The sequence below is a fragment of the Rhodoferax ferrireducens genome (genome assembly GCF_003347515.1).
Classification (GTDB): Bacteria; Pseudomonadota; Gammaproteobacteria; order Burkholderiales; family Burkholderiaceae_C; genus Rhodoferax.
The window spans coordinates 91,561-116,038 of record NZ_QEII01000272.1 but is presented as its reverse complement, the minus strand read 5'-3'; the positions used below and the strand labels follow the sequence as shown (position 1 = coordinate 116,038).

The window sequence follows — 24,478 nt, the reverse complement described above, 5'->3', positions numbered from 1 at the left end:
TTTATTTGGCCCACCAGGTGTCAATCGCCCAACCCTCGCCCTGCGCGTAAGGCGGCACGGTCGCGGGCTTTTGCAGGTGCCAGCTGTTGTAGACGATACGGTGGGTGCCGGCCGTCCATTGGGGAATCAGCAGGTGGCTGTGGGCGATAACCCGCTCCAGCGCGCGGCAGGCCGGTAACAGCTCGGCCTTGGTTTTGGCGCCGGTTATCTTGCCGATCAAGGCATCGATGGCCCGGTTTTTCACGCCCGCCAGGTTGCCGGAGTCTTCAATATCTGCCGCTGCCGAACCAAAGATGTCAGCGTATTCCTGCCCCGGGTTATGCGTGCCACCGTAGGCCAGCGAGGTGATGTCGAACTCGAATTTTTGCAGGCGTTGCTGGTACAGGGCGAAGTCCACTGGACGAAAGTGCAGCTGGATACCGAGTTTTTCGAGGTTGCGCGCCCAGGGCGCGATCACCCGCGCGCTGCCTTCATTGCTGTCGAGGTACTCAATCTCGAACGCCTGGCCCTGCGCATTGCGCAAGGCGCCGTCGCGTACCGTCCAGCCGGCGGCCTGCAACAGGGCATGCGCCTGGCGCAGATTGGCCCGCAGCGAGGAGTCGCCGTCGGTGCGCGGCGCCACCGCCATCGGCCCAAATGCGGCGGAAGGAATGTCTTTGCGCCAGGGCTCCATCAAGGCGAGCTCTTCCGGGCCGGGCACGCCCGTGGCCTGGCAATCGGTGTTGCCGAATAGACCATTGACCCGCTGGTAGGCCTTGTAAAACATCTGGCGATTCATCCACTCGTAATCCAGCGCCAGCCCGAGCGCCTGACGCACGCGCACATCCTTGAACTTGTCGCGCCGCGTATTGATCACGTAACTCTGGAAGCCCGAAGGCAAGCGGTGTTGGAACTCGCTCTTGACCAGCTCACCGGTGTCAAAGCGCTTGCCATTGACCCGCCGCGCCCAGTCGCCGGCCGAAAAAAACCGCATCAGGTCGAACTCACCGGCCTTCAGGGCTTCCAGCCGGGCGGTACCGTCCTTGTAAATCTTGACTGTGATGCGTTCAAAGTTGTTGCTGCCGCGCTTCACATTCAGGTCCCGCGCCCAGTAGTTGGGGTCGCGCACATAGGTGATGTCCTTGCCGAAGCGAACCGGGCCAATTTTGTAGGGACCGCTGCCAATCGGGATATCCGTCACCACCTGGTCAAACGATTTGCGCTTGCCGTTTTCCATGCCCCACTGACGGCTGAAAACCGGCAGGCCGCCCACGGTGAGCGGGAGCTCGCGATTGGGCTTCTTGAAACGGTAGCGCACGGTTCGCTCGTTCACAACATCCAGGCCCGCCACATCGGCCAGCAGAGTCTTGAACGCGGGCGAGGTGTAGGGCCCCATCAAGGTGTCGAAGCTGTATTTCACGTCGGCGGCCAGCACCGGGTCGCCATTGTGAAAGCGCGCCTGCGGTGCCAAGCGGAAGGTGGCGCTCATGCCGTCGGTCGCCACGTCGACATCATTGGCCAGCAGGCCGTAGCCCGAGCCGGTCTCATCCAGCGAGCCGGTGAGCAGCGAATCGAACATCAAATCTGCCAGATAGGCGGGCGACGTGCCTTTGATGGTGAAGGGGTTGTACTTGTCAAAAGTAGAGACCCGCAGATTGCTGACCAGCCGCAATTCGCCTCCCTTGGGCGCATCGGGATTCACGTAGTCGAAGTGCGAAAAATTGGCCGGGTACTTCACGTCGCCCCACAGGGCGTAACCATGCGCCGCCCATAACGGAGCGGATAGTCCCCAGAGCAGAAAAAATAGCAGACTTCGCATGCGACAATTCTGCATCAACTTCCGCCGCCGATAAGGCGGTGATCCACCTGCTTATAAAAGAGAGACGATATGGGATTCCTGACAGGAAAAAAACTGCTGATAACCGGTGTTTTGTCCAAACGCTCCATTGCCTACGGCATTGCGCAGGCTTGCCACGAGCAAGGTGCCGAGCTGGCCTTCAGCTACGTCGGTGAGCGCTTCAAGGAACGCATTACCGAGTTCGCCGCGGATTTCGGCTCGGAATTGATATTTGACTGCGATGTCGGTGACGACGCGCAGATTGAAAAGCTGTTCACGGACTTGTCAGCGCACTGGCCCACCTTCGACGGCTTTGTTCACAGCATTGGTTACGCGCCACGCGAAGCCATTGCCGGCAATTTCCTGGACGGTCTGACGCGCGAAAATTTCAGAATCGCCCACGACATCAGCGCCTACAGCTTTCCCGCCATGGCCAAGGCGGCCCTGCCCTACCTCAGCGACAAGGCCTCCCTCCTCACCCTGACCTACCTGGGTGGCGTGCGCGTCGTGCCGAGCTACAACACCATGGGCCTGGCCAAGGCCTCGCTGGAATCGTCGGTGCGTTACCTGGCCGATGCCATTGGTTCCCGTGGCATGCGCGTTAACGGCCTGAGCGCAGGCGCGATCAAGACCCTGGCCGCCAGCGGCATCAAGGACTTCAGCCGCCTGCTGGCCATCTCCGCCAACGCGTCGCCCCTCAAACGCAATGTGACGATTGAAGAAGTGGGCAACGTCGCCGCCTTTTTGCTGAGCGATCTGGCCTCCGGCGTGACCGGCCAGATTTCCTATGTGGACTGCGGCGTCAGCCAGACCGCCGTGGCCGTGGTGGAATCGCCTAATTCTTGATGAAAAATGCCGCTAGCCCTCGTAAACAGAGCGCTAGAAGCTATTAAAACAATAGTGACTGCGTCAGACCTTGACGCAGTCTGCGTAGTAGCGGAACTGTCCGTCAACGCCTTCCTCTTCCACCAGTCCATGGATGTCGGTCTCGAAACCCGGGCATTGCGCGTTGAACTCGCGTGAGAACTTCAGGTAGTCCACGATTTTCTTGTTGAACACTTCGCCCGGAATCAGCAATGGAATGCCGGGCGGATACGGCGTCACCAAGCCGACCGTGATGCGGCCTTCCAGGTGGTCAATCTCCACGCGCTCGGTCTTGCGCAGCGCAATGTGGGCGTAGGCATCGCTGGGCTTCATGGCCGGCGTCAGGTCGCTCAGGTACATGTCCGTGGTCAGGCGCGCAATGTCATATTTGGCGTAAAGCTGGTGAATGTGCTGGCACAAGTCGGCCAAGCCCATGTTTTCGTATTTCGGGTGCTTTTGGCAAAACTCCGGCAGGATGCGCCACATGGGCTGGTTCTTGGCGTAGTCGTCCTTGAATTGCTGCAAGGCGGTCAGCATGCTGTTCCAGCGGCCCTTGGTGATGCCGATGGTGAACATGATGAAAAAGCTGTAGAGCCCGGTCTTCTCGACCACCACGCCGTGCTCGGCCAGGAACTTGGTCACGATGCTGGCCGGAATGCCGGTCTTGGCGAACTTGCCGTTCAAGTCCATGCCGGGCGTCACGATGGTCGACTTGATCGGGTCCAGCATGTTGAATCCGGTCGCCATCTTGCCGAAACCATGCCAGTTCACACCGGCCTTGGCTTTGGCGGACTCGCCCTTGATGATCCAGTCGTCCGCACGGCCAATGCCTTCGTCTACCAGTTTGTCCGGGCCCCAGACCTTGAACCACCAGTCGTCACCGTAGTCTTCATCGATCTTGCGCATGGCACGGCGGAAGTCCAGTGCCTCCGCAATGCTTTCTTCCACCAGCGCAGTGCCGCCGGGGGGTTCCATCATGGCGGCGGCCACGTCGCAACTGGCGATGATGCTGTATTGCGGCGAGGTCGAGGCGTGCATCAGATACGCCTCGTTGAACAGGTGCTTGTCCAGCTTGACGGTTTGCGAGTCTTGCACCAGCACCTGGCTGGCCTGGCTGATGCCGGCCAGCAGCTTGTGGATCGACTGCGTCGCATACACCATGGCGTGTTTGGGGCGCGTCCGCTTCTTGCCCATGGCATGGTAGGTGCCGTAGAACGGGTGAAACGCGGCGTGCGGCAGCCAGGCTTCGTCAAAGTGGATGTTCTCCACATAGCCATCGAGCATGCCTTTGACGGTTTCGGTGTTGTACAACACGCCGTCGTAAGTGGACTGGGTCAGGGTCAGGATGCGGGGTTTGATTTTGCTGACGTCCACGCCCTGCAGGTGCTCTCGAATCAAGGGGTTGGCCATGATTTTCGCTTTGATGGCGGCCGGCTCAAACTCGCTTTTCGGAATCGGTCCGATGATGCCGAAATGGTTGCGCGTGGGCTTCAAGAACACGGGAATCGCCCCGGTCATGATGATCGCGTGCAGGTTCGACTTGTGGCAATTACGGTCCACCACCACGATGTCATTGGGCGCCACGGTATGGTGCCACACCATCTTGTTGCTGGTGCTGGTGCCATTGGTCACAAAAAAGCAATGGTCGGCATTGAAGATGCGCGCTGCATTGCGTTCACTCTTGCCAATGGCGCCGTCATGGTCCAGCAGTTGACCGAGTTCTTCCACCGCGTTGCAAACGTCGGCGCGCAGCATGTTTTCGCCATAGAACTGGTGGTACATCTGACCCACCGGGCTTTTCAGAAAGGCAACACCGCCGGAGTGCCCCGGGCAATGCCACGAGTACGAACCGTTCTCCGCGTAGTCCAGCAAGGCTTTGAAGAAAGGAGGTTGCACGCCCTCCAGATAGCTCTTGGCTTCGCGAATGATGTGGCGCGCCACAAACTCGGGCGTGTCCTCGAACATGTGAATGAAACCATGCAACTCGCGCAGGATGTCATTGGGAAGATGGCGCGAGGTCTTGGTCTCGCCATAGATGTAGATAGGCACATCCAGATTTTTGCGACGAACTTCTTCAATGAAATGGCGCAGGTTCAGCACCGCCGGGTCCAGATCGGGGCCGGGGGTGAACTCCTCATCATCGATCGACAAAATAAAGGCGCTGGCGCGGCTTTGCTGCTGCGCAAACTGGCTCAGGTCGCCATAGCTGGTGACGCCAAGCACTTCGAGGCCTTCCGACTCGATCGCCTGGGCAAGCGCCCGAATACCCAGACCAGAGGTATTTTCAGAGCGAAAATCTTCGTCGATGATGACGATGGGAAAGCGAAATTTCATTGGGCACTCCAGCCAGGCACGGGAAAAATAAGAAACAGGCGCGAAGTGTAAGGACTTATTAAGTCGCGTCACTTGCACGACACATTTTTTGACTCAAAATGTGGCGCTACAAACACAATAAGGGGCGATATGGCTGAATCAACGATCTGGTGGGTACTGGCAGGTGCTGTCATCGCAGTCGAGTTGGTGACCGGGACGTTCTATTTGCTCATGCTCTCCATGGGGTTTGTCGCAGCGGCCATCGCCGCTCACCTGGGCGCCACAGCCACCCTGCAACTGGTCGTGGCAGCCCTCGTCGGCGGTGGGTCCGTCGTGGCCTGGCGCCGATACAAACAAAAAACACCGTCCGCCCTCCCCGCCAGCGCCAATCACGATGTCAATATGGATGTTGGCGCGACCGTTCACGTCGAGGCCTGGCGCCCGGACGGCACAAGCACCGTGAAATACCGGGGCGCCAATTGGACCGTGTCACTCCTGCCGGGCGCCACACCATCGCCCGGACTCCACAACGTGGTGGAAGTGGTCGGTAGCCAATTGATCGTCAAAAAATCATAAAAATGTGCCAACGACGTCCTGTTGGGGTTAACTGGGAAAACTGATGGAAATCGCAATAATTTTGTTCGTCATCGCGGCTGTGTTTATCACGCAGTCGGTCAAAGTGGTGCCGCAGCAGCACGCCTGGGTCGTCGAACGCCTTGGAAAATACAACGGCACCCTGACGCCAGGCTTGAGCTTCTTGATGCCCTTTGTGGACAAGGTCGCCTACAAACACATCCTCAAGGAAATCCCCCTGGATATTGCCAGCCAGGTCTGTATCACACGCGACAACACCCAGTTGCAGGTCGACGGCATCCTCTATTTTCAGGTGACGGACGCCATGCGTGCCAGCTATGGCTCAAGCAACTACATCATGGCCATCTCCCAGTTGGCGCAGACCTCGCTGCGTTCGGTCATCGGCAAGCTAGAGCTGGATAAAACCTTTGAAGAACGCGACATCATCAACGCCCAGGTGGTGCAGGCCATTGACGAGGCCGCCCTGAACTGGGGCGTCAAGGTGCTGCGCTATGAGATCAAGGATCTGACGCCGCCCAAGGAGATCTTGCACGCCATGCAGCAGCAGATCACTGCGGAGCGCGAAAAACGCGCGCTGATTGCCGCGTCCGAAGGCCGTCGCCAGGAGCAGATCAATATTGCCACCGGCGAGCGTGAAGCCTTTATTGCCCGCTCTGAAGGCGAGAAACAAGCCGTGATCAACAAGGCCCAGGGCGACGCCCAATCCATCACCGCCGTTGCCGAGGCGACCGCCGGCGCGATCGAGCGTATTGCCGCCGCGATTCGCCAGCCCGGTGGCGCTGAAGCCGTGCAACTCAAGGTGGCTGAAAGAGCCGTGGATGCTTATTCAAAAGTGGCAGCAGATGCCACTACAACCCTCATCGTGCCCAGCAACATGACCGAAGTGTCCGCGCTGATTTCATCGGCCATGAAAATGGTGCAAACGCAGCGGGCGTAGTTAGGATAAAAGTTAGAGAGCAAAAACAAAAAACCCGCAGCTCTCAAAGAGAACTGCGGGATTCTGTATGTCTGCGGATGATTCAAGACATGTGTTACTGGCGGAGCAGGCGGGATTCGAACCCGCGGAGGGTTTTACCCCTCGTACGCTTTCCAGGCGTATGACTTAAACCGCTCATCCACCGCTCCAGCAACTCGTATTTTAGCCGAGCCAAGGCCCTATTTCCGCCGTGCGGACCGAAGGGGCAAGAAAAAAGCCACCCGAAGGCGGCTTTTTTCGGCTCTGAATAAAACTGAATTAGTTCAGTGCGACCTTCTTGCCGGCCTTGTAGGTATACAGGGTCATGGCAGGGTTTTTCAACTCGCCATTTGACTCGAACTGTACTTTGGTCGTGACGCCCTGGTAGTTTGTCGCGCCGATGAACGAGGTGTAAACCTTGGGGTCTGCACTGCCGGCACGCTTCATGGCATCCACCAACACGTGGATGGCGTCATAGACGTAAGGGCTGTAAACCTGGAACTGACCTGGGTACTTGGCGTCATAACGCTTTTTCCAGGTGGCACCGCTGGGCATTTTTTCCAACGATGCGCCACCTTCAGCGCAAACCACGTTCTCCAGCGTTTTGGCGCCGGCAGCCTGTTTGATCAGGTCATTGGTGCAGATGCCATCGCCACCAAAGTACTTGACGTTGCTCAGACCGAGTTGTTCCATCTGACGCAGCATCGGGCCGGCTTGGGGGTCCATACCACCGAAGAAAACGCCGTCCGGAGTCTTGCCCTTGATGGACGTCAGGATGGACATGAAGTCAACGGACTTGTCGGTGGTGAACTGTTCGTCAACGATGGTGATGCCTTTGGATGCTGCAATCTTCTTGAACACATCCGCCACGCCTTGACCGTAAGCGGTACGGTCATCAATTACGGCGATGCGCTTGAGCTTTAAAGTGTCCGCGGCGTAAAGAGCCAAGCCTGCACCCAGTGCATTGTCATTTGCCAGCAAGCGGAATGTGGTCTTGTAGCCAGGCTTGGTCAGGTTGGGGTTGGTTGCAGAGGGGGTGACCATGGGAATCCCACAATCGTTGTAAATCTTGGACGCAGGGATGGTGGTGCCCGAGTTCAGGTGGCCAGCCACACCAGCCACTTTGGCGTCGCACAGTTTTTGTGCAACAGCTGCACCTTGTTTGGGATCAGCTGCATCATCTTCAGCCAAGAGCTCAAACTTCACCTTCTTGCCGCCGATCATCACGCCAGCGGCGTTCAGATCTTCAATAGCCATGCGGGCACCGTTCTCGTTGTCTTTGCCGTATGCCGCTTGCGCGCCCGAAACCGGGGCAACGTGACCGATCTTGACGACCATGTCCTGCGCCATGGCGACGCCAGCAGCCGCAGCAATCGCGGCAGCAACGGTAATTCTTAATTTCATTTGCATAGACAACTCCATAGTTAAAAAAATGTGAACCTAATCGTTCCACACCCGGCACGATAACGCAATTTCTGAGCCAAAAACATAGGGAAGACACCGAGCTGTGGCGTAATGCATCATTATTTCAACTTATGCTGACTTGACTGAGATGTCATCACCTCAGACACGGCCTGACGCACGACAATTTCAAGTTCTTGCCGGAGGCCCGCACTCAAGCGTTGCAGTTGTTCGGCCACCATATTGCGAAGCATGACATCGGCTTCTTCGCGCAGCCGACGCTCGATCACCGGCTCCACCCTCTGCATCACGAGCGATACTGTCTCATCAACTCCCGGCAGCGCCGGCACCGCCATGCGGACCAACTCGTCCGGATGCACAACTTCAGTCAAGGTTGGCAAAAATCGCGGCAGATTTCGGGGTATGGTGTTCATCGCTATGAAGGTTTCAAAGCCAGATCATGGCGCTTGATAGTGAAGCCTTGCTCGGTGTAATGCTTCCAGCGGCTTCGTGCATGCTGACGGTCATCGTCTTCCATTCCAACGACCTCAATCACACGCTCAAACCGCTCAAAACCGCTTGGCACGAGATGGCCGATATTGAGTAGCACCTGCTGATGGGGCACGGACTCAATCGATGGCGCCAGAATCACGGGCGACGCCGCCACGACCCAGGCGTCGCTCTCCAGATAACAATGCGCCACAAAATCCACCGGTGAGAAAGTCCACAGCGCGCTGTCCAGCGCCTGCAGTGTGTCAGCGTGGCCCGTCACCACAATCTTTGCACCATTGCTCACGGCCTTTCTCAACAAACGACAGGCATAGGCCACGCGATCAGGTGCGTTGAAGTGAAATGCCACCTCCGTCATATTCAATGCCACCTGCTTTATTTTGCTGAAGTCAGCAGGTATTCCAGCAGCAGCGCGACCGGGCGGCCAGTCGCACCTTTGGCGGCTCCGCTCTTCCAGGCCGTTCCGGCAATGTCCAGGTGAGCCCAGGGAAACTTGCCGGTGAATCGTTGCAGAAACTTGGCCGCTGTGATGGCGCCGCCGGCGCGTCCGCCCACGTTGGCAACATCGGCAAAATTGGATTTGAGGCCCTCGGCGTAATCGTCGTCCAAAGGCATGCGCCAGCACAGATCAAGCGAGGTATCTCCCGCTGTCAACAGGGCTGCGGCCAATTCCTCATTCGCGCAGAAAAGGCCGCTGCGCACCGCACCCAAGGCCACTACGCAGGCACCGGTGAGCGTGGCGATGTCCACCACGGCACGGGGTTTGAAGCGCTCGGCATAGGTCAGTGCATCGCACAGCACCAATCGACCTTCGGCATCGGTATTGAGAATTTCAATGGTCTGACCGCTCATGCTGGTCACCACATCGCCCGGTTTGACGGCCCGGCCATTGAGCAGGTTTTCACACGAGGGAATCAAGCCGATCACGTTGATGGCGGGCTTCAGCTCTGCCAGGGCCCGAAAAACGCCCAACACACTGGCGGCACCTGACATGTCGAACTTCATCTCGTCCATCTCGGCCGCGGGCTTGATGGAAATGCCGCCACTGTCAAAAGTGATGCCCTTGCCCACCAGAACCGTGGGCGCCTCGGACTTCACCGTACCGTCGTAGCGCAACACAATAAAGCGCAGAGGTTCCTCAGACCCCTGGGCGACCGCCATGAACGAACCCATCTCCAGCTTGGCCACTTCCTTGGGGCCAAGCACTTCGCACTTGATATGGGGCAACTTGGCCAGTGATCGGGCGGCGCCCGCCAACAGGGTCGGCGTGGCGTGGTTGGCCGGTCGATTGGCCCATTCTTTAGCGAACTCCATACCCGCCACGGCGGCAACCACCTGGTCAAAAACAGGTTTGAACTTCGGTGCACTCGGCAAGCCCACGATGACGCGTTGAATTGCCCTGCCCTCGGGCTTTGATTTGGTGGTCGTGAATACATAACTGGCCTCGGCAACGGCCATGACAGCGGCGCGGACGGCGTCTTCCTGCGGCAAGGTGGCAAAACAGAGCACCAGTTTCTTGACCTGGGTTGACTTGACTGCCGCCACTGCGGCAGCGACTGCTTGGCGCACCTCTTTGGCCGATCCATCGCCGACACTGGCCAGCACGGCACGCGAACAAGCCACCCCGGCGAGTCGGTATAAAACCAGTGGCTTGCCCGGCTTGCCCGGCGCACTCTCCAGATCCCCTGCCTTGAATGCCTGCGCTGCCATCACTGACAAAACGTCTTTTCCAGGCTTGAAGGAGCTGCCCAGCAGCACAATCAGGGCGTCGCATTTCTCATTGGCTGCGCCGCTCAGGTCAAAGGTCTTGAGTTCAAAGTTCATAATTCAGCTTTTCTAATTGGTTTAGGACGGCGCTTGCGCAGCTATTGCGTAGCTGCGAGCCGTCCGGCAAATTCTCATCCTATGTTATTCCATTCGTCCATTCGCAAGGAGCTGGCGCGCAGTTTTGGCGCGACACTGATCGTGCTGGCGACCGTCGTCATGACCATGACGCTGATCCGCACCCTCGGGCAGGCCTCGCGCGGCAGCTTCAACCCGTCCGACGTGATGCTGGTCATGGGCTACACCGTGCTCGCCTACATGCCAACCATTCTGACCATGAGCCTGTTCATCTCGATCATTGCGACCTTGTCGCGCATGTACAGCGACAGCGAGATGGTGATCTGGTTCACCAGCGGCAGGGGCCTGTCCGCCTTGCTTGGCCCCTTGTTCCGGTTTGCCTGGCCCGTGTTGCTGGTCGTCATGGCACTGGCACTGCTGGTGCTGCCCTGGTCCAACCAGAAAATAGAAACCATGAAGGAGCAATACGAGAAGCGGGGGGACATTGAGCGCATTCAACCCGGCCAGTTTCAGGAGTCGGCGACAGGAAACCGGGTGTTTTTTGTGGAAAAAGACGCCACCGGCAAGCAGTCCGGCTCCAACGTCTTCATTGCCACGACCGAATCCGACAAGGAGACCATCACCTCTGCCCGCAGCGGCCGCATTCAGACGGTAGATCAGGGCCGATTTTTGATGCTCAGCAACGGGCAGCGGCTGGAAAGTGTGGTCGGAAAATCTGAACTAAAAATAAGCGAGTTCGAAGAATACGGCATCAAGGTCGGCGTAGACATGCCCGGGGCCACGGATGACGTCGCGGTCAATACACGCCCCACCCTGGCCTTGCTGAAAAACTTGACCCTGCCCAACCTGGCGGAACTCTCCTGGCGCATTGGATTGATTCTGGCTGCCATCAATTTCGTGATCATTGGCGTGGCCGTTTCCAGCGTCAACCCACGCGTTGGGCGCAGTGCGAACCTGGTTTTTTCCCTGTTTGCTTTCGTCCTGTATTACAACCTCTTGACCCTGGGCCAAAGCTGGATTGCGTCTGGCAAATTCAGCTTTGGCGGCTTCCTGTTGGGCTTGCACGGTAGTACGCTGGTGCTGGGAACCCTCTGGCTCGCCAAAGGCCACAACAACTGGGACTGGCGCACGCTGGTTGACCTGCGTGCCTCCCTCTTCCGCAGGGCCGCGACATGAAGACCATTCGACGTCTGATTTATGGCGAGGTACTGTACGCGGTGGCTTTTGTCATCCTGGGGTTTCTCTCGCTGTTCTTCTTTTTTGACTTTGTGGAAGAAATCCAGTCACTTGGACGCAATGCGGCCGCCGGCTATCGGCTCGTGCACGCGGTGACCTACGTGGCACTGATGATTCCAAGTCACCTCTATGAACTGCTGCCCATTGCCGTTCTGATCGGCACCATCTTTGTGATGGCGCGATTTGCCCAGAGCTCGGAGTTCACCATTTTGCGAACCAGTGGACTGGGGCCCTGGCGAGCGCTGAGGACGCTGCTGCTCCTGGGCTTGGGCTTTGTGCTGTTGACCTTTGCCGTTGGGGACTATCTCTCCCCCGTCGCCGACCGCACGGCGCAACTCCTCAAAGCCCGTTACCAGGGGCGCATCACCATAGGCCAGACCGGCGCGTGGCTGAAGGAAAGGCAGCAGCATTCGCAGTACGCCGTCAACGTCAACGCGATGGAGTCGGACGGCAGCATGCGCGGCGTGCGCATCTTCGAATTCGACAGCCAGGGTTTCCTGATGTCCATGGTCCAGGCTGAGGCCGCAAGCTATGGGGCAGACGATTCGTGGGCCCTGAAGCGTGTGCAGCGGACCGAGTTTCCGGCGCGTGGCGCGGATACCGGCCGCATTGAACACACCCAGGTGGAAAGTTTTCGCTGGCCCAACCAGATCAGCTCGGAAATGGTGTCGGCCGCTTTGCTCAAACCCGAACGCATGAGCACCATCGATTTGTTTGAATACATACGGCATTTAAATGCCAACGGACAGAGTGCACAGCGCTACGAGATCGAGTTCTGGAAGAAGGTCTTTTATCCCCTGAGTTGCCTGGTGATGGTGGTGCTGGCCCTGCCCTTTGCCTACCTGCACTTCCGCTCCGGCGGCATTGCCGCCTATGTGTTCGGCGGGGTCATGGCGGGTATCAGCTTCTTCCTTTTGAACAATGTATTTGGCTATATCGGCAATCTGCAGAACTGGCAACCGTGGCTGACCGCGGCGCTGCCGGGCATGATTTATTCACTGCTGTCCCTCACCGCGTTTGGGTGGCTGGTACTCAGGCGGTAGTCAATGTCATGGTCAAAAATAGCGAGGACTTGATGCAATTTGAGACAGTGCGCGCCACCATCCTGTTTTCACATGGCTCACGGGATCCTTTGTGGCGACAACCTATTGAAGCCGTGGCCAGCCATATTCGGGGGATTGCCCCCGAGGTTCATGTGCGCTGCGCCTACCTGGAACTCACCGACCCCGATCTACCGACCAGCGTTGCCGAATTGGCGGCGCTGGGCGTCACCGCCATCACCATCGTTCCGATGTTCCTGGGCGTGGGCCGGCATGCGCGGGAAGACCTGCCACTACTGATCACCGGCTTGCGAGCCAGCCATCCGCAGATTGCGTTCGATCTGAAACCGGCCATCGGCGAGGACGCGCAAATGATCGAGCTCATGGCCCGAATTGCCCTTTCTTGAGATTTAACAGTTGTTGGCATATGTGATTGGGGCATAATAAATTTCACTGTTAGCTGAAATTTCATATGAACCTACATCAATTTCGTTTTGTTCAGGAAGCAGTCCGGCGCAATTTGAACCTGACTGAAGCAGCCAAAGCCCTGCACACCTCCCAACCAGGTGTCTCCAAGGCCATCATTGAGCTGGAGGAAGAGCTGGGAATCGAGATTTTTGCCCGCCATGGCAAACGCCTTAAGCGCGTGACCGAGCCGGGCCAGCATGTGCTCAAGAGCATCGAACTCATCATGCGCGAGCTGGGCAACCTCAAACGCATTGGGGAGCAATACAGCGCCGAGGACAGCGGCACCCTGTCAATCGCCACCACCCACACGCAGGCCCGTTATGTACTGCCCGAACCCGTGGCCAAGCTGCGCCAGGCCTACCCCAAGGTCAACGTCAGCCTGCACCAGGGCTCGCCGGACCAGGTGGCCAAAATGCTGATTGATGAAGTGGCGGAAATCGGCATTGCCACCGAATCGCTCGCAGGCTATTCGGAGCTGGTGACTTTGCCCTGCTACGAATGGGAGCATGTGCTGGTGCTGCCCGTGGGCCATCCCTTAACCTTGAAGGAACACCTGACGCTGGAGGACATCGCCCACGAGCCCCTGATTACCTACCATCCCTCGTACACCGGCCGCACCAAGATTGACCATGCCTTCGCCACCCGCAAGCTGGAACCGCGCATAGCGCTGGAAGCGATCGACTCGGACGTGATCAAGACCTACGTCCGCCTCGGCTTGGGCATTGGCATTGCCGCAGAAATGTCGGTCCGCGACGTCGTGGCTGACGGCGCCAAAAGCGATCTAGTGGTGCGCCCGGCCGGGCTTTTGTTTGGCCAGAATGTGACCCGGGTCGCCTTCAAGCGCGGCGCCTACCTGCGCAACTTCGTCTACAAGTTTGCCGAACTGTTGAGCGACCGCCTGAACCGCAATCTGGTGGCGCAAGCCATGACCGGCCATGTCGACGACTACGAGTTATAAAACCCGCTCCATCCTCAACTGATTCAACCCATTTATGAGCCACGCACCGACCCCGACGCTTCAAAGCAAACTGCCCAACGTCGGCACCACCATCTTCACCGTCATGTCCACCCTGGCGGCGGAGAAAAATGCCGTCAACCTGGGGCAGGGCTTTCCCGATTTCAACTGTGACCCCAAGCTGGTCGATGTCGTGACCGACGCCATGAAGCAAGGCCTGAACCAGTACCCGCCCATGACCGGCGTGCCGGTGTTGCGCGACGCCATTGCCGCAAAAATAATAGCGTTACATGGCCGTGAATACAGCGCCGTCAGCGAAATAACCATCACGGCCGGGGCTACCCAGGCGATCATCACTGCCATTTTGGCTGTCGTCCATGCGGGTGACGAAGTCATCGTGCTGGAGCCGTGTTACGACAGCTACGTGCCCAACATCGAGCTCGCTGGCGGCGTGCCGGTGCGCGTGCCTTTGACGCCCGGCACCTTTCGCCCCGACTTCGACAAAATCGCCGCCGCCATCACGCCGAAAACCCGCGCCATCATCATCAACTCGCCGCACAACCCCAGCGGTACGGTGTGGACGGCAGCCGACATGCTGCGCCTGCAGGAAATTCTCGCGCCCACCAACGTCTTGCTGATCAGTGACGAAGTCTATGAACACATGGTGTTCGACGGCCAGCAACACCAAAGTGCGGCCCGTTTCCCTGGGCTGGCGGCGCGGGCCTTCATCGTCTCCAGCTTTGGCAAGACCTACCATGTGACCGGCTGGAAAGTGGGCTATGTGGCCGCCCCCGCCACCTTGACCACCGAGTTTCGCAAGGTGCATCAGTTCAACGTGTTCACCGTCAACACGCCCGTGCAATACGGTCTGGCCTCGTACATGGCCGACCCCAAACCCTACCTGGAACTGCCGGCTTTTTACCAACGCAAGCGCGACCTGTTCCGCGAAGGCCTCAAGCGCACCAAGTTCAAATTGCTGCCCAGCGAAGGCACCTACTTTCAGTGCGTGGATATCTCAAATGTCAGCGACCTGGGCGAGACCGAGTTCTGCAAGTGGCTCACCTCGGAAATCGGCGTGGCCGCCATTCCGTTGTCAGCGTTCTACGGCAATGGCTTTGATCAGCGTGTGGTGCGCTTCTGCTTTGCCAAGAAGGATGAGACGCTGAACGCGGCCCTGCAACGCCTTCAGTCGCTATAAATTAAGGAGCTACCTGCGCTTATTGCACGTGGGCTAGCGCCTTATTTCTTATAAATTTTTAGACGGCTAAAGCAAACGCGCCACGATCTGGCCCAGCCGTTGCAAGGCCTGCTCCACGTCCTGGCTGTGCGGCCAACCACAGTTGATGCGCAGAAACGGGTCAAAACGCAGCGAGTTGGAGAACATCAAGCCCGGCGTCACCAAAATCTGCTCCTGCAAGGCCGCGTCAAACACGCGTTTGCTGGAGAGCTTTTGGGGCAATTCAACCCATAAGGACAGCCCCCCATCGGGCACCGTCAGGCGCGTCCCCGGCGGAAAATAGCTGGCAATGGCTTCCGCCGTTTTTTCACGCTGCACCTGCAGCGTGCTGCGCAGCCGGCGCAAATGGCGGTCGTAGGCCGGCGACGCGATGAAGTCGGCGGCGGCCAGTTGCGAAAGCTCCTCGTTGCTGCGGGTCTGGCTAAATTTAAGCATCTCCACCCTTGCCTGCCAGCGCCCCGCAGCCATCCAGCCCAAGCGCAGGCCGGGCGCCAGGATTTTGTGCAGCGAGGCGCAGTAAATCACGTTGCCCGTCTTGTCCCATGATTTCATGGCTCGCAAGGGCGCATCGCCCCGCGTGCGCTCGCTCACCAGTTCGCTGTAGGTGTCGTCTTCAATCAGGACAACGGCATTGTCTTCACACAGCTGCACCAGACGCTGCTTGTGGGCGTCCGGCATGATGCTGCCGAGCGGGTTTTGCAGATGCGGCACCACCACCACGGCCTTGATGTTGTCGTAGGTTTGAAGTGCCAGCTCCAGCGCGTCAATGGAAATGCCGGTCTGCGGGCTGGTCGGTATCTCCAGCGCGCGCAAGCCCAGACTCTCCAGCACCTGCAGCAAACCGTAAAAAGTGGGTGACTCCACCGCAATGGTATCGCCCGGTCGGGCCACGGCACGCAGCGCCAGGTTCAGCGCCTCAATGCAACCGTTGGTGATCTGCACCTCGTTGGGTGACAGCGTCATGCCCAACCCCAAGGCACGTTTGGCCAGCACGGCGCGAAATTCCGGGTTACCCCGGGGCGACGAGGCACTGACCAACAAATTGGGGTGGCGGCGCAAAACGCGCATGGTGGCCTGCTTCAAGGCCTCACCGGGATACAGCTCGGGGGCGCAGCGCGCCACCGCCAGATTGGTCTTGACCATGTGCAGCCGACCCCGAGAGACGAAATCGGACACGCGGGCGTGGATGCCCACGTACTGCGCCGGATCAGGGGTCACGTCCATGCGCGGCTCGCTCACTTTGGCCAGCGTGCTGCGCAACGGTCGCCTGACAAAGTAGCCCGAACGTGGCCGCGCCTCCAGCCAGCCTTCGCTCTCCAGATGCCGGCTCAGTTGCATGGCGGTGCTCAGGCTGATGTCGTGCTGGCGCATCAGCCCGCGCAACGACGGCATGCGGTCGCCCGGAACCAGCGAGCCGGCGTGAATGGCGCTGCGGTAGTGCGAGGCCAGCCGCTGGTAGAGCGGCTGCGACTGCGTGGTCGGGTGGGGCGTGGTGTTCATGGTCGATGGTCCTTGATCTGGCGGGCAAAAAACAGATGCAGATTTACGAAAAACATACCGTAACAGATAGTGAATTCCCGCCCTGCTATGCCTGAGATAAAGCGCACCTGTGGCTGGCGCCCCCGTGACCCGGTCGATACGATTTCTACATCGCCCAAAGGCATCTCGCCGGGCATCAAGCAGCATGAAAGCGGGGCCAGTATGCAGGAAACCAGACCAAGCACCAAGACGCAAATCAGCCTGCTGCGCGGGCAGTCGCATTGCGCCCAACTCCGTCGGGGCACGCTCATCGGTGTGGCGCATGGCACGATGTCCATCAGCAGCCGTGTCCACCTGGAGCACGCCACGCTCGCGGTGCAGACACCGGTTCATCAAGGCGGCGTGTACTGCGTGCACGCGTCTGGCTGGTTTGAAATCGCCGCCCGGGGCGATGTGGCGCTGTGGCTGGTGTCGCCGGAAAGCCTCTTTCCGATGGCGAGCATTGCGTCATGGGTGGCCCGTTTTCTCGGGCGTTTCACCGTCAAACCGGGACTGCCGTCGTGGCGCATGGCGCGTCGCCGCAGCTAAAACCGAGCCCCTCGGCATGCATCTTGCCCCTTCCCTGTCTGGAGCGATGCTGTTGGCACAGGTGTCCTGATACGGAGCACTTGTGTTTCATTCCAAGAGGGCCGACCTGTCCCGTCATGATCGATTACCCGTGCTTACCCGCCCGGGCGATGGATTGGCTCGCTCCTGTATGCGTAACGGACTCGAACTAAATCAATCACAGGAGACTATCTTGAAAAATTTGAATGCACTCGCCATCAGCATCTCGGTTTTGGGCGCGCTGGCCACCTTTCTCGCCCTTGGACCCTTGGGTGGGGTCTATCTCATCTGGGCCGCCTTTGTGGCCTGGGGCGCCTTCTTCGCCCTGGGTGCCGATATCGCCGCACTGCAGAAATTAGTGGTTTGCGGCATTTTCGGGGCCTTTGTGGCGTGGCTGGTCGCCGTCGTCATTCTGTCCGTGCCACTGGCCGGTCCCCTGGGCCTGCCGCTTTGGGCCGCCCTTGCCGTTGGCGCCGGCGTGGTGGTGGTGGTTCTGGCCGCCAATGTGCCGGCACTGGCGACCATTCCGGCCACGGTGTTCGGTTTCGCTTCGTCGTTTGCCTATCTGCTGCAAACGCCGGATGTGTTGAAACTTGACGTGCTGCTGTCGGCGAGCCTGAAAAATTCACTGGTCGTTATTTCAAGCTCGCTGGTGGTCGGTTCTCTCTTCGGCTTGCTGTCTGCCCGTTGGGGTGCCGCCATGACCGAGAAGTAAGTTGCACGTCCGCACCCCGAAGTTGCACAAGGGGTAAGAAAAAGCCGGGCCGACGCCCGGCTTTTTTGCTGCTGGCGCTGCGCAGTGGCACAAAGTCATCCAAGACCGGGAGTTGACAAAACACAAGACCAACCCAATCGGCGCATCGAAATAATGCGCCTGCGCAGTGTCAATGCGCCGAGGAGAATTGCCTGTGAAAAGTTCACTCAAGTGGGTTCTTTGGCTCGTGGTCTTGCTGGCCCTGCTGCTGGTCGTCGCGGTATTGGCTGGTGTGCAAATGGCCGAGCACAAACGCATGCGCGTCATCACAGTCCCGGTCACTCCCGTGGCGTACACCACCGACGCTGCTGCGCTGGAGCGCGGCCGCTACCTGTTCCAGACGCGTGGTTGCGCCGAATGCCACGGCGCGAACGGGGCGGGCCGTGAATTTGTCAATGACGGCAAAGGCACGCGCATCGTCGGCGCCAACATCACACCGGCCGGGGATGTGGCCAAGTACACCCCCGAGGACTGGGTTCGTACCATCCGCCATGGGGTGAAGCCCGACGGGCGACCGGTCATGGTCATGCCCAGTGAAGACTACAACCGGTTCACCGACGCGGACCTGGCCGCGGTCGTTGCTTATGTGCGCAGTTTGCCGCCGACGGCCGGTGGCGGGGCCATCGTGGACTTGCCCTTGCCGGCGCGCGTGTTGTATGGCTTTGACATGATCCCGGATGCGGCGCAGCGCATCAACCACGCGCTGCCGCCCTCGACGCCAGTCGCCTCCGGTATGACGGCAGAGCACGGCGCCTATGTGGCCAATATGTGCATCGGCTGCCACGGCGAAAAACTCTCGGGCGGCAGGATTCCGGGTGGCCCGCCGGACTGGCCCGCGGCGGCGAACATCACCCCGGGTGAAGGCAGCGCGATGGTGCGCTACAAGGACGCGGATGCCTTTGTAACCATGTTGCAAACCGGCAAACGCCCGGATGGAAGCCCGATCGCGGTGATGCCGTTTGGGTCGTTCTCGAAAATGAATGATGTTGACAAGCGCGCATTGTTTGCTTTCCTGCAAACGGTTCCCGCCAGAGCGGCTGGACAACACTGAAACGCTATATAAATAATAGCTACTTTCGCATATAACACGAGGGCTAGAGCCTTGTTTTATTTAAATTTCAGTTGAAAACCCCAACCTGGGAACCAGGCGTTAGCATGGCCTGTCTCAATTCAAAAAGGAGATCGTCATGCCGCACATTGCCAAACCCGTTGCGCTGCTTGCGTTACTGCTGATGGGCATCGTGGCCACAGTCCGGGCGCAAACCGTGCGCCCCGACGTGGTGGCCTCCGGCCTGCAAAACCCATGGGCCGTGGCTTTTTTGCCTGAGGGGCGATTTTTGGTGACCGAGCGCCCGGGCCGCATGCGGGTGATTGAGGCCAACGGAAAAATCGGGACCGCACTGGAAGGCCTGCCCAAAGTGGCGGCGGGTGGTCAAGGCGGTTTATTGGACGTGGTGCTGGATACCGACTTTGCCCGCAACCGCACGCTGTTTTTCTGCTTCTCCGAGCCCGGCCAGACCGGCAACAGCACCGCCCTGGCACGAGCCCGCCTGTCGGAAGACCGCACGCGGCTGGAAGAGGTCAAGGTCATCTTCAGCCAGCAACCCAAGATGGCCAGCAGCGCTCACTTCGGCTGCCGCATCGTGGAGAGCCGTCAGGCTGGCAAGCCCGACGGCATGTTGTTTTTGACGCTGGGTGAACGTTTTGTGCGCAAGGACGATGCGCAAAAACTGGACAACCACCACGGCAAGATCATCCGCATCCACAAGGACGGCCGGGTGCCCGCTAACAACCCTTTTGCAAGCCGTGCCGGCGCCCTGCCCGAGATCTGGTCTTATGGCCACCGCAACGTCCAGGGTGCAACCCTCTCGCCTGACGGCACCTTGTGGACGCATGAACACGGCCCGCAGGGCGGTGACGAAATCAACCTACCCCAGGCCGGTCGCAACTACGGCTGGCCGGTGATCACCTATGGCGAAAACTATGGCGGCGGCCCCATCGGCGACGGCATCACGGCCAAAGAAGGCATGGAGCAGCCGCTGCACTATTGGGTGCCTTCCATTGCACCCTCCGGCATGGCGTTTTTGTCCAGCGAGCGTTATGGACGCGCGTGGGTCGGCAACCTGTTTGTCGGCTCGCTGAAGTTTGGCTACCTGGACCGCATCGAGCTGTCCGCGCCTTTCAAGGGCAAGGTGGTGCGCGAGCACAAGCTGCTGACCGAACTGGGCGAGCGCATTCGCGACGTGCGCCAGGGGCCGGATGGCTTGCTGTATGTGCTGACCGATGAGGCGCGGGGGCAACTGATCCGGTTGATGCCGAACTGAATAAACATAAGGCCTTGCGCGAAGTCCCCCGCAGGCGGGGCAGTGTGCGCGAGCAGCAATGCGGTGAGTCCAAACGCATTCTGTACACCAAGCGCGCACGTACCGACCTGACCGAGGGCGGGAAATCCGAGTTGCGACGCTTCGAGGAAAACTACCGCAGCCGCTGCGGCTGAACAGCTACGCGTGTCGTACTGGATGGTTTTATGAAAGATGCGCCCTCACCCCAGCTGCCCCCAAGCCTTCTCCAGCCTTTTGACACTCACCGGCTGGGGTGTTCGCAGTTCTTGCGCGAAGAAGCTCACGCGTAGCTCTTCCAGCAGCCAGCGGAACTCCTGCATGCGTTCATCGGTCACGCCTTTGCGCTCGGCCACCAGGCGCCAGTAGCGTTGCTCCAGCGGGCGCAACTCGGCCAGCCGACTGGCGTCGCGGGCCGGGTCGGCACGGTATTTTTCCAGCCGCGCGATGATGGCTTTCTGGTAGCGGGCAAAGTGCTGCAAGGGGCCCCACGGCGAGGTAGCCAGAAAGCGTTTCGGCATCAGGCGCGCCAGTTGTTGGGCCGCGTCTGCGGTCGCGTCAGGCGCATTTTTGGTGTCCTTGATCTTGCGGGCAGCTACTGAGTATTCCAACAGGATGATGGCCGCCAGGCGTGCGACCTCATTGGCGATCAGGGTCAGGCGTCCCCTGCCCTCGTCCACCCGGCGCTTGAAGTCGAATTCGTTGGTCGGCAGCGGGTCGAGCAGAAACGCCCGGTCCAGCGCCACGGCGATGATCTGTTCGCGCAGTTCTTCGATGGTGCCGCCGCCGCTTCCGTCCGCGCCCTTGCCCACCTGCATGAAGGTGACGGCCATTTTTTGCAGATCGGGGATGTTCTTTTCCAGGTACTTGAGAGCGTCCTTGATCTGCAGCGAAAACAGGCGGCGCAGTCCGGCGCGGTGTTTGGCGGCGGCCACATCCGGTTCGTCGAACACCTCGATCGTGACGGCGTCGCCAGCATCGATCAGCCCGGGGTAGCCAATCAGGGTCTGCCCGCCTTTCTGGATTTCGAGCAATTCAGGCAGCTCGCCAAAAGTCCAGGCGGTGTAGCGCTGGCCGGCCGGTGTCGCGGGGGTCGCTACGTTTTTAATAGCTTCCTTCGAGCTATTCACGCGGGCTACAGGCTGATTTTCCTTAAAAATTGGCTGGGCAGCGGCAACGCTCGCCATCTTCAGTCCCGCCAGCGCCTGGAACGCGCCGCGTGCCTGCGCGCCGAGTTCGGCTTTGAGGGCGCCCAGGTTGCGCCCGGTGCCAAGCTGTCGGCCGTGTTCGTCCACCACCCGGAAGTTCATGAAGAAGTGCGGGCTGAGCATGTCGGCCTTGATGTCGGCGCGAACCACGTCGATGGAGGTGGCCTGGCGCACCAGTTTCAGCACCGCATCGAGCAAGCTGCCGTGGCCAAAAACCTCGGGGGCATTCAGCGCCTCGGCCATTTTGCTGGCAGTGTCCGGCAGCGGCACCAGCCGCGAGCGCGGGCGCTGGTGCAGGGTCTTGATCAGCGCCTGAATTTTGTCCTTCAGCATGCCGGGCACCAGCCACTCGCAACGCTCCTCGTTCACCTGGTTCAGCACAAACAGTGGCACGGTAACGGTCAAGCCGTCCTTGGCGTCGCCCGGTTCGTGCAAGTAGATGGCAGCGCAGTCCACGCCGCCGAGACGGATATTTTTCGGGAAAGACTGGGTGGTGATGCCCGCGGCCTCGTGGCGCATCAGCTCTTCACGCGTCAGCAGCAAGAGCTTCGGGTTCTTCTTGATCTCCTCGCGGTACCAGTTCTCGAAGCTGTAGCCGCTGCACACATCGGCCGGCAACTGCTGGTCGTAGAAGGCAAAGATCAGCTCCTCGTCCACCAGCACGTCTTGCCGGCGCGCCTTGTGCTCCAGGTCTTCGACCTGTTTGATGAGCTTCTGGTTGGCTTCCAGAAACGGCAGCTTGGTTTCCCATTGGCCGTCCACCAGCGCCTGGCGGATGAAGATCTCGCGCGCCGCCACCATGTCCACCCGGCCGAAATTGACGCGGCGGCCGCTGTAAATGACGATGCCATACAGCGTGGCGCGCTCCAGCGCCGTGACCTCGGCCACCTTCTTTTCCCAGTGCGGATCGAGCAGTTGCTTCTTGAGCAAATGGCCTGCCACCTGCTCCAGCCATTGCGGCTCAATGGCGGCAATGCCCCGGCCAAACAGGCGCGTGGTTTCCACCAACTCGGCGGCTACGATCCAGCGGCCCGGTTTCTTGACCAGGTGCGCACCGGGATGCGGGTAAAACTTGATGCCGCGCGCGCCCAGGTACTCGCCCGATGCGCCCTCGGTTTCCAGCTTGCAGCCGATGTTGCCCAGCAGCCCGGACAGCATCGACAGGTGCAACTGCTCGTAATTGGCCGGCAGCGTGTTGAGCCGCCATTTGTGCTCGGCCACCACGGTGTGCAGCTGCGAATGGATGTCGCGCCACTCGCGCACGCGCCGGATGTTGACGAAGTTCTGCCGCAACAATTGCTCGTATTGGCGGTTGGACAGTTTGTGTTGCCCTTCGCCGCCCTTGCCGTCATTGATCCACTTCCACAGCCTCAGATAACCGCTGAATTCGCTCTTTTCGTCATCAAACTTGGCGTGTGCCTGATCGGCTTGCTGTTGCGCCTCCATCGGCCGGTCGCGCACGTCCTGCACGCTCAGCGCCGAGGCGATTACCAGCACTTCGTCGAGCGCACCGCGCTCGCGTGCTTCCAGAATCATGCGGCCGACGCGCGGGTCCAGCGGCAGTTTGGCCAGTTCCTGGCCCATGGGTGTCAACTCATTGGCGTCGTCCACGGCACCGAGTTCGTTGAGCAACTGGTAGCCGTCAGCAATGGCGCGGCCCGAGGGACGCTCGATGAACGGAAAATCCTCCACCAAGCCCATGTGCAGCGACTTCATGCGCAGAATCACGCCGGCCAGCGACGAACGCAGAATCTCGGGATCGGTGAAGCGCGGTCGACCGTTGAAGTCTTTCTCGTCGTAGAGCCGGATGCAAATGCCGTTGGCGACCCGGCCGCATCGCCCGGCGCGCTGGTTGGCGGAACTCTGGCTGATCGGCTCGACCAGCAGCTGCTCTACCTTGCTCCTGAAACTGTAGCGTTTCATGCGCGCCGTGCCGGCGTCGATGACATAGCGGATGCCTGGAACCGTGAGTGAAGTCTCGGCTACATTGGTGGCCAGAATGATGCGCCGCCCAGTGTGGCCGTCAAAAATGCGGTCCTGCTCGGCCTGGCTCAGGCGGGCAAACAGTGGCAGCACTTCGGCATTGCGGAACACCGGCTGGTGGCTCAGGTGGCGCCGCAAATGGTCGGCCGCCTCGCGGATTTCGCGCTCGCCGGGCAAAAATACCAGGATGTCGCCGCTGTTGTGCACGTCGCGCCACAGCTCGTCGACGCCGTCGGCAATGGCCGAATTCAGGTCGTAATCACGCGATTCTTCAAACGGCCGGTAGCGCTGTTCCACCGGAAACATGCGCCCCGACACCATGATGACCGGCGCGGGGCCCTGTCTTGACGCAAAGTGGTCGGCAAAACGCTGGGCGTCGATGGTGGCCGAGGTGACGATGATCTTCAGGTCGGGCCGGCGCGGCAGTATCTGGCGCAGGTAGCCGAGCAGGAAATCAATGTTGAGCGAACGCTCGTGCGCCTCATCAATGATGATGGTGTCGTAGGCTTTGAGCAGCGGATCGGTTTGCGTCTCGGCCAGCAAGATGCCGTCGGTCATCAGCTTGATGGATGAGTCACGGCTCAGCCGGTCCTGAAACCGCACCTTGAAGCCGACCACGTCGCCCAGCGTGGTTTTCAATTCCTCGGCAATACGCTTGGCCACGCTGCTGGCTGCGATGCGGCGCGGTTGCGTGTGGCCGATCAATTTGCCCCGGCCGGGCGGGTAGTTCAGCTTGCCGCGCCCCATGGCCAGCGCGATTTTGGGCAGCTGGGTGGTCTTGCCCGAACCGGTTTCACCGCATACGATGATGACCTGATGCGCGTCCAGCGCGGCCATGATTTCGTCACGTTTGGCCGATACGGGCAGGGATTCGGGAA

21 protein-coding genes and 1 tRNA gene are annotated in these 24,478 nt (G+C 59.7%); 13 read left to right on the top strand and 9 right to left on the bottom strand.

The window, feature by feature from the left end:
- Position 1: 1 nt before the first annotated feature.
- Positions 2–1,798, bottom strand: a complete 1,797-nt coding sequence (locus C5P05_RS13500; protein WP_114970361.1) for an extracellular solute-binding protein — start codon at positions 1,796–1,798, stop codon at positions 2–4.
- Positions 1,799–1,867: 69 nt separating this feature from the next.
- Between C5P05_RS13500 and fabI the strand changes: the two genes are divergently transcribed.
- Complete coding sequence (fabI, locus tag C5P05_RS13495) at positions 1,868–2,662, top strand: enoyl-ACP reductase FabI (RefSeq protein WP_114970360.1); 795 nt, start codon at positions 1,868–1,870, stop codon at positions 2,660–2,662.
- 63 nt (positions 2,663–2,725) lie between these two features.
- On the opposite strand, the gene C5P05_RS13490 is transcribed toward fabI, so the two are convergent.
- Entirely contained in the window at positions 2,726–5,014 is a 2,289-nt protein-coding gene (locus tag C5P05_RS13490) for an Orn/Lys/Arg decarboxylase N-terminal domain-containing protein (protein WP_114970359.1), read from the bottom strand.
- A 129-nt stretch (positions 5,015–5,143) separates the two neighbouring features.
- Here C5P05_RS13490 and C5P05_RS13485 point away from each other — a divergent pair, with 129 nt between their 5' ends.
- Entirely contained in the window at positions 5,144–5,569 is a 426-nt protein-coding gene (locus C5P05_RS13485) for an NfeD family protein (RefSeq protein ID WP_114970358.1), read from the top strand.
- Positions 5,570–5,612: 43 nt separating this feature from the next.
- Positions 5,613–6,524 (top strand): SPFH domain-containing protein, encoded by a 912-nt coding sequence (locus C5P05_RS13480; protein ID WP_114970357.1) that lies wholly within the window; start codon positions 5,613–5,615, stop codon positions 6,522–6,524.
- Between the two features lie 98 nt (positions 6,525–6,622).
- Here C5P05_RS13480 and C5P05_RS13475 read toward each other — a convergent pair.
- The 5 genes from C5P05_RS13475 to C5P05_RS13455 form a co-directional block, all read right to left on the bottom strand.
- Positions 6,623–6,712: transfer RNA gene (locus C5P05_RS13475), tRNA-Ser, on the bottom strand.
- Positions 6,713–6,821: 109 nt separating this feature from the next.
- Entirely contained in the window at positions 6,822–7,952 is a 1,131-nt protein-coding gene (locus C5P05_RS13470; protein ID WP_114970356.1) for a branched-chain amino acid ABC transporter substrate-binding protein, read from the bottom strand.
- 113 nt (positions 7,953–8,065) lie between these two features.
- A complete protein-coding gene (locus tag C5P05_RS13465) occupies positions 8,066–8,377 on the bottom strand; it encodes a hypothetical protein (protein WP_114970355.1) in 312 nt (103 codons plus the stop codon).
- Between the two features lie 2 nt (positions 8,378–8,379).
- Positions 8,380–8,811 carry a DNA polymerase III subunit chi gene (locus C5P05_RS13460; RefSeq protein WP_114970354.1) on the bottom strand — a complete coding sequence of 144 codons (432 nt, stop codon included), beginning with the start codon at positions 8,809–8,811 and terminating at the stop codon, positions 8,380–8,382.
- 17 nt (positions 8,812–8,828) lie between these two features.
- Positions 8,829–10,277: a leucyl aminopeptidase gene (locus C5P05_RS13455; RefSeq protein ID WP_114970353.1), complete on the bottom strand. Its 1,449-nt coding sequence runs from the start codon at positions 10,275–10,277 to the stop codon at positions 8,829–8,831.
- A gap of 81 nt (positions 10,278–10,358) precedes the next feature.
- Here C5P05_RS13455 and lptF point away from each other — a divergent pair, with 81 nt between their 5' ends.
- From lptF to C5P05_RS13430, 5 genes are all read left to right on the top strand, one after another.
- Positions 10,359–11,471, top strand: a complete 1,113-nt coding sequence (lptF, locus tag C5P05_RS13450; protein WP_114970352.1) for an LPS export ABC transporter permease LptF — start codon at positions 10,359–10,361, stop codon at positions 11,469–11,471.
- Positions 11,468–12,574, top strand: coding sequence for an LPS export ABC transporter permease LptG (gene lptG / locus C5P05_RS13445; RefSeq protein ID WP_114970351.1), 1,107 nt, complete (start codon positions 11,468–11,470; stop codon positions 12,572–12,574). Before lptF ends, lptG begins: the two co-directional genes overlap by 4 nt.
- Positions 12,575–12,606: 32 nt before the next feature.
- Entirely contained in the window at positions 12,607–12,978 is a 372-nt protein-coding gene (locus tag C5P05_RS13440; protein ID WP_114970421.1) for a sirohydrochlorin chelatase, read from the top strand.
- Between the two features lie 65 nt (positions 12,979–13,043).
- Positions 13,044–13,997, top strand: a complete 954-nt coding sequence (locus C5P05_RS13435) for a CysB family HTH-type transcriptional regulator (RefSeq protein ID WP_114970350.1) — start codon at positions 13,044–13,046, stop codon at positions 13,995–13,997.
- Between the two features lie 34 nt (positions 13,998–14,031).
- On the top strand, positions 14,032–15,192 hold the full coding sequence (locus C5P05_RS13430; protein ID WP_114970349.1) for a pyridoxal phosphate-dependent aminotransferase: 1,161 nt from the start codon (positions 14,032–14,034) through the stop codon (positions 15,190–15,192).
- Between the two features lie 66 nt (positions 15,193–15,258).
- On the opposite strand, the gene C5P05_RS13425 is transcribed toward C5P05_RS13430, so the two are convergent.
- Positions 15,259–16,731 (bottom strand): PLP-dependent aminotransferase family protein, encoded by a 1,473-nt coding sequence (locus C5P05_RS13425; protein WP_114970348.1) that lies wholly within the window; start codon positions 16,729–16,731, stop codon positions 15,259–15,261.
- 87 nt (positions 16,732–16,818) lie between these two features.
- Between C5P05_RS13425 and C5P05_RS13420 the strand changes: the two genes are divergently transcribed.
- The 5 genes from C5P05_RS13420 (at position 16,819) to C5P05_RS33695 (ending at position 20,567) form a co-directional block, all read left to right on the top strand.
- Complete coding sequence (locus C5P05_RS13420) at positions 16,819–17,298, top strand: hypothetical protein (protein ID WP_157979321.1); 480 nt, start codon at positions 16,819–16,821, stop codon at positions 17,296–17,298.
- A gap of 211 nt (positions 17,299–17,509) precedes the next feature.
- Positions 17,510–18,031 (top strand): DUF1097 domain-containing protein, encoded by a 522-nt coding sequence (locus C5P05_RS13415; RefSeq protein ID WP_114970346.1) that lies wholly within the window; start codon positions 17,510–17,512, stop codon positions 18,029–18,031.
- Positions 18,032–18,224: 193 nt separating this feature from the next.
- Positions 18,225–19,121, top strand: a complete 897-nt coding sequence (locus tag C5P05_RS13410; protein ID WP_114970345.1) for a c-type cytochrome — start codon at positions 18,225–18,227, stop codon at positions 19,119–19,121.
- 181 nt (positions 19,122–19,302) lie between these two features.
- Entirely contained in the window at positions 19,303–20,394 is a 1,092-nt protein-coding gene (locus C5P05_RS13405) for a PQQ-dependent sugar dehydrogenase (protein ID WP_232834485.1), read from the top strand.
- 14 nt (positions 20,395–20,408) lie between these two features.
- The gene (locus C5P05_RS33695; protein WP_157979320.1) at positions 20,409–20,567 is read left to right on the top strand and encodes a hypothetical protein; all 159 of its coding nucleotides are present in this window, start codon (positions 20,409–20,411) and stop codon (positions 20,565–20,567) included.
- A gap of 45 nt (positions 20,568–20,612) precedes the next feature.
- Here C5P05_RS33695 and hrpA read toward each other — a convergent pair whose 3' ends face one another.
- On the bottom strand, positions 20,613–24,437 hold the full coding sequence (gene hrpA, locus C5P05_RS13400) for an ATP-dependent RNA helicase HrpA (RefSeq protein WP_232834484.1): 3,825 nt from the start codon (positions 24,435–24,437) through the stop codon (positions 20,613–20,615).
- Positions 24,438–24,478 lie beyond the last annotated feature (41 nt).